The following is a 16,198-nucleotide window of genomic DNA, read 5'->3' on the forward strand; positions in this document are numbered from 1 at the left end:
CTCAGTCGAACTCGCGCCGCGGCGCGGCCTGCTCGGGGCCGACACGACCGGCGGTGATCTCGGCCTTGTAGTAGTTCTCCCCGCGGACCGGCGCGCTCGCCAGGCGGCGCAGCAAGGCGATCTGGCCGATGTGGGTCAGCGCGTCGGCGATCGGCCCCTGGAAGAGCTTCTCCGCCGAGGCGGAGAGCGGTCGCGGCTCGGCGAGCCGCGCGTCGAATGCGGCGAGCACGGCGAAGAATCGCGCGCTGCCCTCGGCCCAGGGCAGGACCGGCGAGTCGTTCCAGCTCTGCCTCCCGTCGGCGATCGAGAGCGCCCAGTCGAACAGATCGCCGACGTGGGCGAGGATCTCGCCGGCGCTGCGGCTGTCGGCGGCGACACGAAACGACGCGAAGGTCTCCGGCGCACCGCGCAGCGCCTTGCCGCCGCGGTAGGCCACCACCGCCACCGTGTGGCGCAGGAACTCGACGTCGGTCGTCCCGGGCTCGCTCATCGTCCTCTCCTCCTTCGTCTCGCTCAGTCGCGCACCGGCGCCCGCACGAAGCGCAGCGTGCCGCGCGTTCCCGCCAGCTCGTAGTCGAGTCGTAGCTCGTCGCCGGACGCTTCGGCGCGAACCACCGCGCCGAGCCGCGCGAGGAACTTCGCTTCGGCTTCCGTGCCCGGACCGGGACAAGCCATCCGCGTCGCGCCGACCGGCGAGACGCTCAACCTGCCGTCGCGCGACACGACCTCGGCGAAGTAGCGGTTGCAGCCGGCGGAGCCGGCGAGCCGGGTGCCGTCGAGGCGTGCGGTGATCGCCACTCCGGCAGGCACCGGCTCACCGGCGGCGAACGCGGCCAGCATCCACTCGCCCGGCGGCAGTGCCGCCGCTCCCGACTCCGGGAGCCGCGGCGGCGTCGCCGACGACCGGCGGTAGGCGACGCGACCGCCCACCATCGTCAGGTCGACCCGCGCCTCGAGGATCTCCTCCTCCGGCACGGCGAGGAGGTCGCGCGAGAGCACCGTCAGGTCGGCGAGCTTTCCCGGTGCAATCGATCCCTTGTCCGCTTCCTCGAAGCCCATGAAGGCGTTGGCCGTCGTGTAGGACCGCAGCGCCTCCTCCCGCGTCATCCGCTGCTCGGCGACGAAGCGCTCGCCATTGGCCATCTTCCGCGTCACCGCGGCGTAGAAATTGGCGATCGGGTCGAGCGACTCGACCGGGACGTCCGTCCCGTTGGCGACGACCGCTCCCGAATCGAGCAATTCGCGCCAGCGGTAGGAGGTGCGACGGGCTCGCTCCTCGCCGAGGCGACGCGGCACCCACGGACCGTCGGAGGTGCAGTGGACCGACTGCATCGAGGCGATCACCCCGAGCTTGGCGAAGCGCGGCAGGTCGGCCGGATCGAGGTGCTGTGCGTGCTCGATCCGCCAGCGCAGATCGCGCGCCTCCGGGTGCGCCGCGAAGGCCGCGGCATAGACGTCGAGGACTTCGCGGTTGGCGCGGTCGCCGATCGCGTGCACGCCGAGTTGATAGCCGTCGCGCAGGGCGAGCTCGGCGGTGCGACGCAGGTCCGGAATCGACATCAGCGCCAGCCCGCGGCTCTCCGGCAGGTCGGCGTACGGCTCGAGCAGCCAGGCGCCGTGGGAACCGAGTGCTCCGTCCATCACCGCCTTGATCGCTCGCACGGTGACGAACCCGCCCTCGCCGCCGACGCTGCGGTAGCGCGCCAGTTTCTCGTCGAGCTCCGCAGGGGTTCCGGCGACCATCACGTAGAGCCGCAACGGGAGCTCGCCGCCGTGAGCGAGCTGGCGATAGAAGTCGACCGTCGAAAACGGGACGCCGGCGTCGTGGAAGGTGGCGATGCCGTGGGCGAGCGCCTCCTCGGCCGCCAGTCGGACCCAGGTGCGTCGCTCGGCCTCGACCGCGCGCGCGTCGCGACGGGCGAGATCGGCCGCCATCGCGCGATCGACCAGATCCTGCGCCGACTCGCGCAGCAGCCCGCTCGGCTCGCCCTGGGCGTCGTGGACGATCTCACCGCCCTCGGGATCGGGAGTCGCGCGACCGATCCCCGCCGCCGCCAACGCCCGCGCGTTGACCAGTGCGGCGTGCCCGCTCGCGTGCTCGAGCACGACGGGATTCTCCGGGCTCACCCGCGAAAGCGCGGCATGCAACGGCACCCCTTCGACGTTCGGCTGCGGCACGCGGTTCCACTTGTCCTGGTGCCAGCCACGGCCGAGGATCCACTGCCCGGGTCGCGCCTGGCGGGCCGCCGCCGCGACCTGGGCGACGATCTCGTCGAAGCTCCTGGCCTTCGTCAGATCGAGGCGCGTGCGCGACTGGCCGAGCCCGAGGAAGTGCCCGTGCCCTTCGATGAAGGCCGGAATCAGCAGACGGCCTCCGAGGTCGACGACTTCGGTGCGCGGGCCGATCCAGCGGGCGACCTCCTCTTCGCTGCCGACGGCGGCGATCCGGTCGCCCCGCACCGCCACCGCCCGGGCTTCGGGCCGACCGGCGTCCATCGTCACGACCCGCCCGCCACGCAACACCAGGTCGGCAGTCGCCGGGGTCGCGTCCGTTGTCGCGGGGGTGGCGGGTGGCGTCGCGCTGCTTCCGGGGACTCCCGCCGCACAGGCCGCAAGCGTGCCGGCGAGCGCAAGCGCCACCCCGCTGATCCAGATTCTCCGCTCAGGCATCGCGTCCCTCCCGGGTCGACCGGTCGCCGGATTCGTTTCTCGGGAGGCTATCAAGGTGCCGCTGAAACCGGACGGGGTCGCCGTGACTCTCATCCATTGAACCTCGCTGACCGGGTCGAAGCCCCGGCAGCCTTTCCCGAGGAGGCCGGTCCCCATGAGCAGCTCTCCCATCCACGTCACCGATGCCTCGTTCCAGAAGGACGTCCTCGAGTCGCCGACGCCGGTTCTCGTCGACTTCTGGGCCCCGTGGTGCGGTCCCTGCAAGATGATCGCCCCGGCGCTCGAAGAGCTGGCCGGTGAGCTCGCCGGTCAGGTGGCGGTCGCCAAGGTCAACGTCGACGACCACCAGCAGCACGCCGCCAAGTTCCGCGTCCAGGGGATCCCGACGATGATCCTCTTCAAGAACGGACGCGAGGTCGATCGCATGGTCGGCGCGGCGCCGAAGGCCCAGCTCGCCCGCTGGATCCAGGGCGCCACCCAGGCCAGCTGAACCGGGCGCTCCGCGCGCGTCGGGCCGCGGCGATAGCATGCCGCCGTGGCCCGACGCTCCGCTTCTCCACGCCCGCCCTCCGACGCCGCCCGCGCCGCCGTCGCCGAGATCTTCGCGACGCACGGCGAGCGCCTCTACGCGACGGCGCTCCGGCTCTGCGGTCGGCCCGACGAGGCCGAGGAGCTGATGCAGGAGACCCTGCTTGCCGCCTTGCGCGGTTGGGACGGCTTCGCCGCCCGCGCCGAAGCGACCACCTGGCTCTTCACCATCGCCAAGCACGCGTGCTTCCGCCGACGCCGGCGTCGCGCCGGTGAGCCGGCGAGCTTCGAGGGGCTCGGCGACGAATCCTCGCTGCTGCCGGCGGCCCACGAGCCGATGCCCGACCTCAGCGAGCTCGCCGACCCCTCGCGCACGGCGGAGCGCGCCGAGGCGGCCGCTCGGGTCGAACGCGGTCTCGCCGAGCTGCCCTTCGCCTACCGCCTGCCGCTGGTCCTGCTCGACATCGCCGAGCTGTCGATTGCCGAGACCGCCGCGGTGCTCGGTCTCAAGGAGGCGACGGTCAAGACGCGCGTTCACCGCGCCCGGCTGCGGTTGCGCCAGGCGCTCGTCGCGGGGGCGCGAGGTCGACCTCTCGCCGCCGATCACCCCCGCACCGTCTGCCTCGATCTGCTGCGGGCCAAGCAGGAGGCGCTCGATCGCGGCGCGCCGTTCCCCTACTCCGAGCAGGCCCTCTGCGATCGCTGCCAGTCGCTGTTCGCGTCGCTCGACCTCGGGCGCGACTCCTGCCGGCTGCTCGGCCGGGCGACCCTTCCGGACCGCTTGCGCACGCTCCTCGACGCTGAGCTCGCATCCGGCACCCGAGCGAGCTGATCGGCCGCGACGTCCATGGCTTTCGACGCCTTCTTCCTCGTGCTGGCGCTGCTCGCCTGCGGCAAGCTGAGCGCCCGGCTCGGGCTCTTCCCGCCCGGCGCCGCCGAGACGCTGAACCGCTTCGTGCTCACGGTCTGCCTGCCCGCCGCGGTGCTCCGTCACGCGTCGCGACTCCATTTCGAGCCGCGGCTGCTGGCGCTCGCCGCCGTCCCCTGGATCCTGCTCCTCGCCAGCGCCGTCGCCGTCCTCGGCCTGTCGCGGCTCCTCCGGCTGAGCGACGAAGAGCGGGCGGTCCTGTTGCTCTGCGTGCCGCTCGGCAACACCTCGTTCCTCGGCTACCCGCTGATCGAGGCGCTCTGCGGCGAGCGGGCGCTGCCGTTCGCGGTCATCTACGACCAGTTCGGCTCGTTCGTCATCCTCTCGACCTGGGGGCTCTGGGTGCTGGCGCGCTACGGCGGCGACCGCCCGCCGACCCTCGGCGCGGTCGCTGCGCGCATGATCCGTTTTCCACCCTTTCTCGCCCTCGTCGCGGCGCTGACCCTGGTGCCCGCGACGCCGCCCGTCGCGGTCGACGCGGTCCTGCGCCGCCTCGCCGACGCGCTGTTGCCGATCGTCGCCTTCGCGGTCGGACTCGAGATCAAGCTGCGGCTGCCGCGGCGCGAGCTCGCGCCGCTCGCCGGCGGCCTCGGGCTCAAGCTCGTCGCGATGCCCGCCGCCGCCTGGGGGCTCGTCCACCTGCTGCAGATGGACGGGCTTCCGGCACAGGCCGCCGTGCTCGAAAGCGCGATGCCGCCGATGATCACCGCGAGCGCGCTCGCCATCTCGCACCGGCTGGCGCCCGGCCTGGCCGCGGCGCTCGCCGGCTACGGCGTCGTGCTCGCCCTGCTCAGCGTGCCACTCTGGCGGCTGCTGTTCTGAGCCGGCCGGAGCCATCCCGCTCCAGCGAGATCACCGCGCGAACCGCCGCACGACCTCTCCCCGGCGCAACCGGCCGGGTCACCAGACGGCTTGCGTCGCCAGCAGCGCCTCGGCGTCGGGCACGTCGAGCGGCCGGGCGAACCAGTATCCCTGCGCCAACGGACAGCCGAGCGTGCGCAAGCGGGCGAGCTGCTCGCCGGTCTCGACCCCTTCGGCGACGACGCCGATGCCGAGATGGCTCGCCAGTGCCAGGATCGTCTCGACGATCACTCGCGAGTCCTGAACCTCGAGGTCGCGCACGAAGGAGCGGTCGATCTTCAGCGAGTCGTAGCGGAACCGCTGCAGGTAGCTGAGCGACGAGTAGCCGGTACCGAAGTCGTCGATCGACAGTTGCACGCCGAGCGTCTGCAGTGCCCGCAGCCGGGCCATCACCGGCTCGCCGTGGTCGAGCGCCACGCTCTCCGTGACCTCGAGCCGCAGGCTCTCCGGCGCCAGCCGGGAAACCTCCAGAATGCGCAGCACCTGAGCGACGGCCGACTCCTGCGTGAAGAGCTTCCCGGAGACGTTGACGCTCATGAAGTAGGGCGGGTCGGCGGGGAACCGCCGTTGCCACTCCTCGGCCTGGGCACAGGCCCACTCGAGCACGCGCCAACCGAGCGGCACGATCAACCCGGTCTCCTCGGCGACGGCGATGAACTGGGCGGGCGCCACCAGGCCGCGTTCGGGATGCCGCCAGCGGGTCAACGCTTCGAAGCCGACGATGGCCCCACTGTCGAGCGAGACGATCGGCTGGTAGTGCATCACGAAATCGCCCATCGCCACCGCGCGGCGCAGCTCACGCTCCATGCGCAGCAGCTCGACCGCGGCGGCGTGCCGCTCGTGGTCGTAGACCTCGATGCGCCCCCGCCCCCCGGCCTTGGCGCGCACCATCGCCAGATCGGCGTCGCGCAGGAGGCCCTCGGCGGAGGTCTCGGCGCTGCCCGGCAGGGCGATGCCCAGACTGGCCTCGACCTGGATCTCCTCCCCCTTTTCGAAGAACGGGAGGGCGATCTCCTGCTGGACCTTCTCGGCGAGATGAACGGCCGCGGCGACGTCCCGGAGCCCGGTCGCCAGCAACGCGAACTCGTCGCCACCCAGGCGTGCGACCGTGTCGCTCGGCCGTACCACACGGCGCAAGCGCGCGGCGACCTCGACCAGCAGGCGGTCGCCGCAGGCGTGACCCAGACTGTCGTTGATCGCCTGCAGGCGGTCGACGTCGAGGAAGAGCAGCGCGACGGCGGCCTCCGGCGCCCCGCGAGCCGCCGAGAGCGCCAGCGTCAGCCGATCGAGGAAGAGTGCCCGGTTCGGCAGGCCGGTCAGCGGATCGTGCAGCGCGTCGTGCAGGCTCTGTTGCTCGGCCCGCTTCCGTGCCGAGAGATCGGTGAGCGAGCCTGCCATGCACGCCGCCCGACCCGACGGATCGCGCGACAGGGCCCCGCGCAGCAGCACCCAGCGCTCCCCGCCGTCGCGGTGGCGCATGCGATGTTCGAGCGCCAGCACCCCGTCGCCTTGCGCCACGTGCGACGAGAGCGCCTCCCGGACGAAGCCGCGATCGTCGTCGACGACCCAGTCGAGCCAATCGACCAGGCGGTCGCCGATCTCGTCGCCGCCGCAGCCGACGATCTGCTTCCAGCGCAGCGAGAGGTGCACGCGGCCCGTCGCCAGGTCCCAATGCCAGAGCCCGTCGTTCGACCCGCGGCGGACCAGGGCCAGGCGCGCCTCGCTCGACGCCAGCTCGACGGCGAGCCGTCGGCGCTCGCACGCATGGCGCAGCGCCGCCGAGAGCATCCGGGCGTCGACCTCCGCGGCGATCAGGCAATCGTCGGCACCGGCGGCCAGGAGGTCGCGCCCGAGCACCGGCGCCCCGGGGAACATCAGGCCGAGAACGGTCAGTTGCGGGTGCTCGTGCCGCAGGCGCCGGACCGCCGCGGCGCCGCCCTCGGCGTCGCCCGGCCAGGCCAGCACGACGGCGTCGAAGCCACCTCTCGCCAGTCGCGCCAGCGCGCCGTCGAGGTCCGCGCATCGCTCCACCCGGTCCTCGGTCGGCCGTACGCTCGCCAGCTCGGCGAAGAGACGACGCTCTCCGGCGAGCCCGCCCTCGACCCACAACACTGTCGGTTCCGCGCTTCGCTCCACCACCGCCCGAGTCACTCCAGCGCCGTCGATCCGCCCCGCAGCCAACCGATCGTTCGTACCGCGAAGACGGCCTCGCACTGATAGCACGCAATCGGCGACCGCGCCACGGCGTGTCCCACACCGGCGCAGCCATCCGAGCCGCTCGAACGTTGTGCACGAAGCCCTGACCGCGCGGTGCTACGGACCGCTGAGGAAGGGAACCGAATCACCTAGGGTTCTCCCTCAGCTCCGCTCCAGGAGGACGAGATGACGGAACCGCTTCCCGCTCCGCCCCGCGCCAGAACTCGGCGGGACCTGCTGGCCACTCAGCCCTCGCCGCAGATGCGGCGCCCGGGCGCCCGCACCGTGCGGACGCGCACGGCGCCCGTGCCGTCGCTCGCCGTCCTGGCGCTCGGACGCGCCGGGTTCGGTGCGCGGCCGGGCGACATCGCTGCCTTCCAGGCGCTCGGCGCCACCGACGCGCAGCGTCTCGCCGCATGGGTCGACCTGCAGCTCTTCCCCAACGTCAACGACGACCCGCTCTACTTGCCGCGCCTGGTCGCCGCCGGCTACAACACCCTGTGGCGCACCTCGTCTCAGCTCTGGCAGACCAACTTCAACGCCGCCACCTGGGAGGAGCGGATCCGGCCGTCGCGCGAGGTGCTGCTCGTCACCTTCCTGCGCGCCGTCCACAGCAAGTGGCAACTCTGGGAAGTGATGAGTGGCTTCTGGCACGATCACTTCAACGTCTACGCCTACGAGTACACCTCGGAGAGCCTCTTCCCGGCGCTCGACAACGTCCTGCGCCAGCACGCCTTCGGCAACTTCCGCCAGATGCTCGAAGCGGTGGCGAAGAGCACGCCGATGCTCTACTACCTCGACAACTACACGAGCAGCCGCGGCGGACCGAACGAGAACTTCTCGCGCGAGCTCTTCGAGCTGCACACGCTCGGCGCGGAGAACTACTGGGGCGTGATCCCGCAGTCGCAGGTGCCGCGCGACGACCAGGGACGCCCACTCGGCTACGTCGACGCCGACATCTACGAGGCGACGCGCTGCTTCACCGGCTGGACCTACGGCTACGACGACAGCTGGCAACAGATTCCCGATACCGGCGAGTTCTGGTACCACGAGGCCTGGCACGACCCGTACCCCAAGCGGGTGCTCGGGCTCGACCTGAACGCCTATCAGCCGGCACAGAAGGACGGCCTCGACGTGCTCGATGCCCTCGCGTCCCATCCAGGGACCGGGCGCTACCTGGCCCGCAAGCTCTGCCGGCATCTGGTCTCCGATCAGCCGCCGACCGCTCTGGTCGATCAGGTCGCGGCGCAGTTCACCGCGCTCTGGCAGGCGCCCGATCAGTTGCGCCAGGTGGTGCGCACCATCCTGCTGTCGCCGGAGTTCGCCGCGAGCTGGGGGCAGAAGGTCCGGCGGCCGTTCGACCTCGTCGTCGCCGCGATGCGGGCGAGCGAGATGGAGTTCCCCTTCAAAGTCGGCGACGGCGACACGGACACGTTCCTCTGGCGCTACGGCCAGACCGGGCACACGCCGTTCGCCTGGCGGCCGCCGGACGGCTACTCGGACCTGATGGCCGATTGGCTCTCGACCGAGCCCCGCCTCCACTGCTGGCGCATGGCCAACTGGCTGGTCGAGGTCACCGACGACCTCGGCCACTTCCGGCTTGACGCGATCGGCAAGACGCTCGCCGCCATCCCGGTGGGACAGCGCTCCGCCGAGCGCATCGTCGACCACTGGATCGGGCGCGTCTTCGGCCGCTCCCTCGATCCAGGCGACCGCGAGGTGCTCGTCGAGTTCATGGCCGCCGGCTACAACCCGACCTTCAACCTGCCGCTCGACGCCGACGAAGACACGCAGGATCGCCTCCGCTCGCTCGTCGCCCTGATCTTCAACATGCCGGACTTCGTCTGGCGCTGAGCGGGCAGTCGACCCGCCCTCCGGCCCGGAGACACCACCATGTGCCAGACCACCCGACGCGGATTCCTCGTGGGCTGCTCCTCGGCGATCGCCAGCCTCGCCGGCGCACGCTTCAACTCCCTCGCCTTCGGCTCCCCCAGCTCGACCGACGAGGTCATGGTGGTGATCTTCCTGCGCGGCGGCATGGACGGGCTGAGCCTCGTCATGCCGATCGCCGGCCATCCCGACCGCGGCTACTACGAAGCCGCCCGGCCCGACATCCAGGTCCCGACGAGCGGCACCAGCGCCGCCCTCGCCCTCGCCTCCGGATTCGGCGTCCACCCCGGTGCGGCGCGCCTGCGCGACCTCTACCAGGCGGGGCACCTGGCGATCGTCCACGCCGCCGGCATCACCGGGCCGGAGGGGGCGACACGCAGCCACTTCGAGGCGATGGACTACCTCGAGCTCGGCACACCGGGCAACGACGGAACGACCACCGGCTGGCTCACCCGCCACCTCGCCACCGCCGACCTGCCGCCCGCGGTGACGATGCCGTCGATCGCCATCGGCGGCACGCAGACCACCTCGCTGCTCGGCAGTCGCGAGACGATCAACATGGAGAGCGTCGGCGACTTCAGCCTCGACACCGGGCCGTGGAACTGGCGCTCGATGCAGCGCCAGGCGCTGCGCGAGCTCTACCAGGGCGAGTCGATCGTCCACCGCACCGGGCGGCAGACGCTCGACGCGGTCGACATCATCGAGCTCAACGCCAGCGGCACCTACACGCCCGCCAACGGCGCGGTCTATCCGAGCGGATCGTTCGGCGACCAGCTGAAGGTGGTGGCGCAGATGATCAAGCTCGGCCTCGGCCTGCGCGTCGCCACGCTCGACCTCGGCGGCTGGGACACTCACACCTACCAGGGCAACGGCGGCACCGGCTACTTCGGCGACATGGCCGGCGACCTCGCCGACGGCCTGCACGCCCTCTACCTCGATCTCGACAGCGGGTACACGCAGCGACTCACCGTCCTGGTGCAGAGCGAGTTCGGGCGACGGGTGCGACAGAACGACGACGACGGCACCGACCACGGCCACGGCAACCTGATGCTGGTCCTCTCGGGTCACGCCACGCCCGGATTCCACGGCACCTGGCCGGGACTGCGGGACGACCAGCTCTTCGAGGGCGCCGATCTGGCGGTGACCACCGACTACCGTCGAGTCCTCTCCGAGATCCTCATCCGGCGGCTCGGCAACCCCTTCCTCGGGTCGGTGTTCCCGGGCTACGTCTACCCCGGACCGCTCGGCATCGTCTCGGGGACCGACCTGCCCCCGGACTACTCGGCGCCGCTCTTCAAGGACGGCTTCGAGGACGGCTCGATGAGCCGGTGGCCGGCTCGCCTCGGCTAGTCCGGCGCGTCAGCCCGTAAGGTTCGCCCCGAGCGATTGCCGCCGAGACCGCGCTCGCTCAGGCGGCCTTGCGGTCGGGCGCACCCGGCACCACCAGCTCGGCGTGCAACCGGCGCGCCGTCGCCGCGAGCGCTTCCGCAGCGACGGCGGCGACCGCACCGCGCGTTCCATGCTCGCTCCACAGCCGCGGCGACACTCCGGCCGACGAGAGCAGCTGGCGTGCCGGCGCCGCGAGCTCCCGCCCGACGATCGCCACCAGTGCGAGCCGCTCTTCGACCTCGGACGACAGGCCCATCCCGGCCAGCACCGCGCGCCCCGGCTCGCCCGCCGTCCCGTCGACCGCGACGAGGAGCTCCGCGCCCGAGCCGGCCTGCTGCACCAACAGCACCGGCAGCCGCGCCGCCACGAGGACGGAGAGCGCCGACGTCGCCAGCTCGCCGAGCGATCGTGCGCCGGCGGCGATCCGCAACAGCGCGACCCCCGCTCGCGTCGCGATGGCGCGAACCGCCCGGTCGTCCGCCGCGGAGACGATCTCGCTGCGCCCCCGACCCGGGTGACCGGTGTTGGCGACGACGATCGGCACGCCCGCCAACGCGGCCGGCCAGACCGCGCGCGGATGGAGCACCTTGGCGCCGAAGTGGGCGAGCTCGCCGGCCAGCGCGGGGGTGAGGCGTGCGAGCGTGAACGCCTCCGGGACCAGGCGCGGGTCCGCCGAAAGCACGCCGTCGACGTCGGTCCAGATCTCGACCCGCTCCGCCTGCAGGCAGGCGCCGAGGATCGTCGCGGTGAGATCCGAGGCGCCGCGGCCGAGCAGCCGGACCCGCCCGTCCGCAGCCGCGCCGTAGAAGCCCGGGACCACCGGGATCTCGCGGCCGAGCCGAGGCACGAGTCGCCCGTCGACCGACCGTCGTGTCCGCTCGAGGTCGACCTCCGCTTCGCCGAACGTCGCATCGGTCGCCACCAGATCCGCCGCGTCGAACGCCGAGGCGGAGAGTCCGGCGGCACGCAGGGCCGCCGCAAGCAGCGCGACGGAGAGCCGCTCGCCGGCGCTCGCCAGACGATCGCGCACCCCGGCGGGAAGCTCACGCAGCAAGGTGACACCCTCGAGCGCCGCCGCCAGCTCGCCGAGCTCCCGCTCCACGGCTCGGGAGGCCGCTCGGTCGCCCGGGGCCAACGCCACGAGCGCCGCGCGATGTCGCTCGGCCAGGCTGGCGAGGTCTCGCCTCGCTGCCTTGTCACAGCGCCGGGCGCGCTCGGCGATCACCAGCAGACCGTCGGTGACGCCGGCGAGCGCCGACGCCACCGCCACCACCGGACGCTCGGCCGCCGCTTCCCGCAGGATCGCGACGACCGCGCGGATGCGCTCCGGCGTGGCGAGCGAGGTGCCGCCGAACTTCAGCACACACGGTCTCATGGCCGACCTCCCGCGAGCGGCCGGAGAGCCGACGAAGCGCGGCGGCGCGACACGGCCGGCCGTTCGCCGGCGGTTCCGGTGCGCACGCGGAAGCGGCGCAGCGCCGTGTCGACCTGCGCCGACTCGATGAGGAAGGCATCGTGCCCGTGCGGCGAGGCGATCGTCGCCAGCTCGCCGTGGCGCAGGAGCCGCGCCAGGGCCAGTTGCTCGTCCGGCGGATAGAGCACGTCGCTCGGAATCGTGCCGACGAGCACCGGTGTCCGCACCGACCCGAGCACGCTGGCGAGCGCGCCGCGCCCGCGGGCGAGGTCGTGCGTGTCCATCGCCCGAGTCAGCGTCAGGTAGCAGTTCGCGTCGAAGCGATCGACCAGCCGTTCGCCATGCCGGGCGAGCCAGCGCGCGACGGCGAACCGCCCGTCGGCCTCGCGCCGGCGCGCGAACCGCTCCTCGAAGCCCGCCCGCGCGCGGTAGGAGACCATCGCCATCGCCCGCGCCGCGGCCAGGCCGCCGGTCGGCGGATCGTCCACGGGATAGGCGCCGCCGCGGAACCTCGGGTCGGCGGCGATCGCCAGCCGCTGCGCTTCGCTCCACGCCACCTGCCAGGCCGAATGGGCGGCGTTCGTGGCGAGGGCCGCCACCGTCTCGACCCGCTCGGGAAAGAGCAGCGCCCACTCGAGCGCCTGCATTCCACCGAGCGAGCCGCCGACGACCAGGCGGATCCGCTCGACCCCCAGCGCGGCGAGCAGCTCGCCCTGCAGGCGCACGAGGTCGCGGATCGTCACCGCCGGGAAGTCCGCCCCCCAGCGCTCGCCGCCCTCCCGCCGCAGCGAGGCCGGTCCGGTCGTGCCGTAGCAGGAGCCGAGCACGTTGCTCGCCACGACGAAGTCGCGTGACGGGTCGAGCGCGCGGCCGGCGCCGAGCAGATCGCCCCACCACGAGTCGACGTCTGCCGAGCCGGTGAGCGCGTGGCAGACGACCACCGCGTTGTCGCGCGACGGGGCGAGCTCCCCCCAGGTCCGGTAGGCGATCGCCACCTGTTCGAGCACCACCCCGCTTTCGAGCGTGAATGCCGACAGGGCGAAGTGGCGCGTCTCCGGCGAAGGACCCGGGCGCCGACCCCGCTCTCCTGGCCGCCGACTGGCAACCGGGCCCGCGGCCTCGAGCGGGCCGAGAGCACCGGCGGCGGCAAGCCCCACCGCCGCTATGCCACTCGACGCGGCAACGCTCCGCGCGCTCACGCCGCAACCTCGACCGCCGCCTTGGCGAACGCCTGTTCGAAGTCCTCGCGAATGTCCTCGAGGTGCTCGATCCCGACGGAGACGCGCACCAGGTCGGGCGTCACCCCGCTCGCCCGCTGCTCCTCCTCGGAGAGCTGCTGATGCGTCGTCGACGCCGGATGGATGACCAGGGTCTTGGCGTCGCCGACGTTGGCGAGATGGCTCGCCAGCTCGACCGATTCGATGAAGCGGCTTCCGGCCTCCGCTCCCCCGCGGATCCCGAAGGAGAGCACGCCGCCGAAACCGTGGCGCAGCACGCGCTTGGCGCGCTCGTGGTACGGATGGGAGGGCAGACCCGGGTAGGAGACCCAGGCGACTGCCGGATGCCGTTCGAGCCACTCGGCAAGCGCCAGGGCGTTGTCGACGTGCCGCTGCACGCGCAGCGAGAGCGTTTCGAGCCCCTGCAGCAGGAGGAACGAGTTGAACGGCGACAGACACGGGCCGAGGTCGCGCAGCCCTTCGACGCGGGCGCGAATGGCGAAGGCGATGTTGCCGAACGGCCCGCTCGGCCCGAAAACCTCCCAGAACGAGAGCCCGTGATAGCCGGCCGCGGGCTCGGTGAAGAGGGGGAACCTGCCGTTGCCCCAGTCGAAACGACCGGAATCGACGATGACACCGCCGACCGAGGTTCCGTGCCCGCCGATCCACTTCGTGGCCGACGCCACGACGACATCGGCGCCGTGGTCGATCGGACGCGCGAGATAGCCCGCCGCCCCGAAGGTGTTGTCGACCACCAGCGGAATCCCGTGGGCGTGCGCCAGCGCGGCGAGCGCCGCGAGATCCGGCACGTTGAAGCGCGGGTTGCCGATCGTCTCGACATAGATCGCCTTGGTGCGCTCGTCGATCGCCGACGCGAACGCCTCGGGCGAGTCGCCGTCGACGAAGCGCACGTCGATGCCGAGCCGCGGCAGCGTCACCTTGAACTGGTTGAACGTCCCGCCGTAGAGGAACGACGTCGAGACGAGGTTGTCGCCCGCCTGGGCCAACGTCGCCAGCGCGAGGAACTGTGCCGCCTGTCCCGACGCCGTGGCCACCGCCGCGACGCCGCCCTCGAGCGCGGCGATGCGCTTCTCGAAGACGTCGGTCGTCGGGTTCATGATCCGCGTGTAGATGTTGCCGAACTGCTGCAGTGCGAAGAGACGCGCTCCGTGCGCCGCGTCGTCGAAGGTGTAGGAGGTCGTCTGGTAGATCGGCACCGCGCGGGCGTGCGTCCCCGGCGCGGGCTCCTGTCCGGCGTGGACCTGCAGCGTCTCGTAGCGGTAGGGGCGATTCGTCTCGGTGCTCATCGTCGTCCTCGTTTCGCGTCGGTGGCCGGGGCCCCGGAGAACGCGCAGCGAGGAGGACGAGGGCGCCAGAAAACGACGAGGCCCGCCGGCTCTTCGCCGCGGGCCTCGGAGGACGCCGGACCTGGTTGGAACCTAGGGTCTCGGCACGTGCGCTCCTCTCCCGCAGACGTGCATGTTGCACATGCACATCGAGGTCGACATGGAAGTCGGGGCGGGAGCGGAGCAGGTGGCGCGCTTCATTGGGGCGGATTTCTAGAACGAATCGTCCGGTGTTGTCAAGCGCCGTCTTCGGGGACCGGCTCGGGGCGATCGCGCCGGCGATCGACGAGGCAGAGGAAACCGAGTCGCTCGCCCGCGTCGGCGAGGAAGCGATGCGGCGTGCGCGGCGCGACGTAGACGAGATCGAACGGCGCGATCGCTTCGCGCCGCTCGCCGAGGCGCACGTGCCCTCGACCGGCGAGGACGACGACGGCGTGGGCATGCTCGTGCCGCTCGAAGCTCGTGCGGCCGCCGGCCTCGACCTCGAAGAAGCGCAGCTCGCTCGCCAGCCCCGCGTCCCCTTCGCCGACCAGCAGGCGCCGGGTGACACCGCAGTGCCCCTCGCCGCTGGACTTGTATTCGCGCACCGCGAGCTCCGGCCAGAGCTCCGGCGCCCAGTGCACGACGCGCGAGCCCGACTCGCTCATCTCGCCTCCTCCATCTGCGCACGCAGCGTGCGCGCTCCCGCCTCGAGATCGGCCTGTCCGAGAAGACTTCCGCCGAGGAGGAAGATCGTGTCCTCGCCGTAGACGCGGCGCCAGCGGCGGATCTTCGCCGCGTCCATGCCGCCGCCGAGCACCGGGAAGGCAGGGGCCAGCGCTCCCCACGGACGCCGCAGATGCTCCGCCACCGCCACGCACTCGCCGAGCGAGTAGGGGAAGCGCCCGCCGGCATTCGGGTAGATCGTCCCGTCGCATCCGGCGAGACGGAACAGGTCGCCCCAGAGCAGCGCCGGCGCGATCCCGTGGGCTCGCCCGAGCAACCCCCCGGTGAAGCTCGGATGGCCGAGCAGCGCGAGGCCACTCGAGGCCGCGAGCCCCCGCACCGCGTCGAACCCGACGAGCAGCGGGGCGACGAGCGCGGCGCGACAGCCGGCGGCGCGAGCGCGCGCCGCCCGTTCGTCCAGTCGCTCGACGTTGCCGGTCAGGTTCGGCAGGTAGAGCGTCCGACCGCCGCTCGCCGCGTTGGCCCGCTCGACCGCCTCCTGGCAGCGCTCGAGTCGCTCGGCAAACGGCGCCCACGGCTGGTCGACGAGGGAGTGGTCGTCCTTGATCAGGTCGATCCCGCCGCGGGCGAGCCGGCCGGCAAGCGCCGCAAGCTCTTGCGCCGAGAGCCCGAGCGGCTTGAGCGCCGCGCAGAGAAGAGGACGCGCCGGCACGCCCGAGAGCGCGCGCAAGCCGGCGATCCCGAAGCGCGGGCCGACGAAACCGGCGAGGAGCTCCTCCGGCCAGCCGACCGCTTCGATCCGCACGCCCTGCTGCATCGAAATGTTGCCGAAGAGCAGGTTGAGCAGTTGCGGCAGGTCGTCGCCGACCGCGGCCAGCGGGAACGACAGGGTCGCTCGCGCGCGACGCGGGCCCGTGATCTCGACGGCCTCGACCCGCCCGACCACGGCTTCGCGCACCGATCGCGAAACCAGGGCGAGGTCGAGCTCGACGGTCTGCTCCCGTGCGATCCCCTCGGCCTTGGCGGTGGCGTCCTCTCCCGCGGCGGGGCGCAGCGCATAGTCGATCCGGAGGCGGGCGGCGCTCATGGCGAG

General features: G+C 72.3%; 13 protein-coding genes. 5 read left to right on the forward strand and 8 right to left on the reverse strand.

The features are described from left to right. Nucleotide 1: 1 nt before the first annotated feature. Both IPJ17_20330 and IPJ17_20335 read right to left on the reverse strand, forming a co-directional pair. The gene (locus IPJ17_20330) at nt 2-490 is read right to left on the reverse strand and encodes a hypothetical protein (GenBank protein QQR73786.1); all 489 of its coding nucleotides are present in this window, start codon (nt 488-490) and stop codon (nt 2-4) included. 23 nt (nt 491-513) lie between these two features. Then, on the reverse strand, nt 514-2,670 hold the full coding sequence (locus IPJ17_20335) for an amidohydrolase family protein (protein ID QQR73787.1): 2,157 nt from the start codon (nt 2,668-2,670) through the stop codon (nt 514-516). A gap of 154 nt (nt 2,671-2,824) precedes the next feature. Here IPJ17_20335 and trxA point away from each other — a divergent pair, with 154 nt between their 5' ends. The 3 genes from trxA to IPJ17_20350 are packed head-to-tail and all read left to right on the forward strand — an operon-like array spanning nt 2,825 to nt 4,948. Then, the gene (gene trxA, locus IPJ17_20340) at nt 2,825-3,160 is read left to right on the forward strand and encodes a thioredoxin (GenBank protein ID QQR73788.1); all 336 of its coding nucleotides are present in this window, start codon (nt 2,825-2,827) and stop codon (nt 3,158-3,160) included. A gap of 45 nt (nt 3,161-3,205) precedes the next feature. Then, nucleotides 3,206-4,030, forward strand: a complete 825-nt coding sequence (locus IPJ17_20345; protein ID QQR73789.1) for a sigma-70 family RNA polymerase sigma factor — start codon at nt 3,206-3,208, stop codon at nt 4,028-4,030. Between the two features lie 15 nt (nt 4,031-4,045). Next, nucleotides 4,046-4,948, forward strand: coding sequence for an AEC family transporter (locus IPJ17_20350; GenBank protein QQR73790.1), 903 nt, complete (start codon nt 4,046-4,048; stop codon nt 4,946-4,948). A gap of 78 nt (nt 4,949-5,026) precedes the next feature. Here the strand turns inward: IPJ17_20350 and IPJ17_20355 are convergent, their stop codons facing one another. Then, nucleotides 5,027-7,123 carry a GGDEF and EAL domain-containing protein gene (locus IPJ17_20355; protein ID QQR73791.1) on the reverse strand — a complete coding sequence of 699 codons (2,097 nt, stop codon included), beginning with the start codon at nt 7,121-7,123 and terminating at the stop codon, nt 5,027-5,029. 246 nt (nt 7,124-7,369) lie between these two features. Between IPJ17_20355 and IPJ17_20360 the strand changes: the two genes are divergently transcribed. Both IPJ17_20360 and IPJ17_20365 read left to right on the forward strand, forming a co-directional pair. Further along, on the forward strand, nt 7,370-9,037 hold the full coding sequence (locus IPJ17_20360) for a DUF1800 domain-containing protein (GenBank protein QQR73792.1): 1,668 nt from the start codon (nt 7,370-7,372) through the stop codon (nt 9,035-9,037). A 39-nt stretch (nt 9,038-9,076) separates the two neighbouring features. Beyond that, a complete protein-coding gene (locus IPJ17_20365) occupies nt 9,077-10,423 on the forward strand; it encodes a DUF1501 domain-containing protein (protein ID QQR73793.1) in 1,347 nt (448 codons plus the stop codon). Nucleotides 10,424-10,481: 58 nt separating this feature from the next. Here IPJ17_20365 and IPJ17_20370 read toward each other — a convergent pair whose 3' ends face one another. The 5 genes from IPJ17_20370 to IPJ17_20390 form a co-directional block, all read right to left on the reverse strand. After that, nucleotides 10,482-11,837 carry an aspartate kinase gene (locus IPJ17_20370; protein ID QQR73794.1) on the reverse strand — a complete coding sequence of 452 codons (1,356 nt, stop codon included), beginning with the start codon at nt 11,835-11,837 and terminating at the stop codon, nt 10,482-10,484. Next, entirely contained in the window at nt 11,834-13,033 is a 1,200-nt protein-coding gene (metX, locus tag IPJ17_20375) for a homoserine O-acetyltransferase (protein QQR76239.1), read from the reverse strand. The genes IPJ17_20370 and metX overlap by 4 nt, the downstream gene beginning before the upstream one ends. Nucleotides 13,034-13,071: 38 nt before the next feature. Next, entirely contained in the window at nt 13,072-14,400 is a 1,329-nt protein-coding gene (locus tag IPJ17_20380) for an O-acetylhomoserine aminocarboxypropyltransferase/cysteine synthase (protein ID QQR73795.1), read from the reverse strand. Nucleotides 14,401-14,675: 275 nt separating this feature from the next. Then, entirely contained in the window at nt 14,676-15,086 is a 411-nt protein-coding gene (locus tag IPJ17_20385; protein ID QQR73796.1) for a cupin domain-containing protein, read from the reverse strand. Continuing rightward, on the reverse strand, nt 15,083-16,192 hold the full coding sequence (locus IPJ17_20390) for a ribulose 1,5-bisphosphate carboxylase (protein ID QQR73797.1): 1,110 nt from the start codon (nt 16,190-16,192) through the stop codon (nt 15,083-15,085). Before IPJ17_20390 ends, IPJ17_20385 begins: the two co-directional genes overlap by 4 nt. Nucleotides 16,193-16,198: the final 6 nt, after the last annotated feature.

It is taken from the genome of Holophagales bacterium (genome assembly GCA_016699405.1).
In the GTDB taxonomy this organism is placed as follows: Bacteria; Acidobacteriota; Thermoanaerobaculia; order Multivoradales; family JAGPDF01; genus JAAYLR01.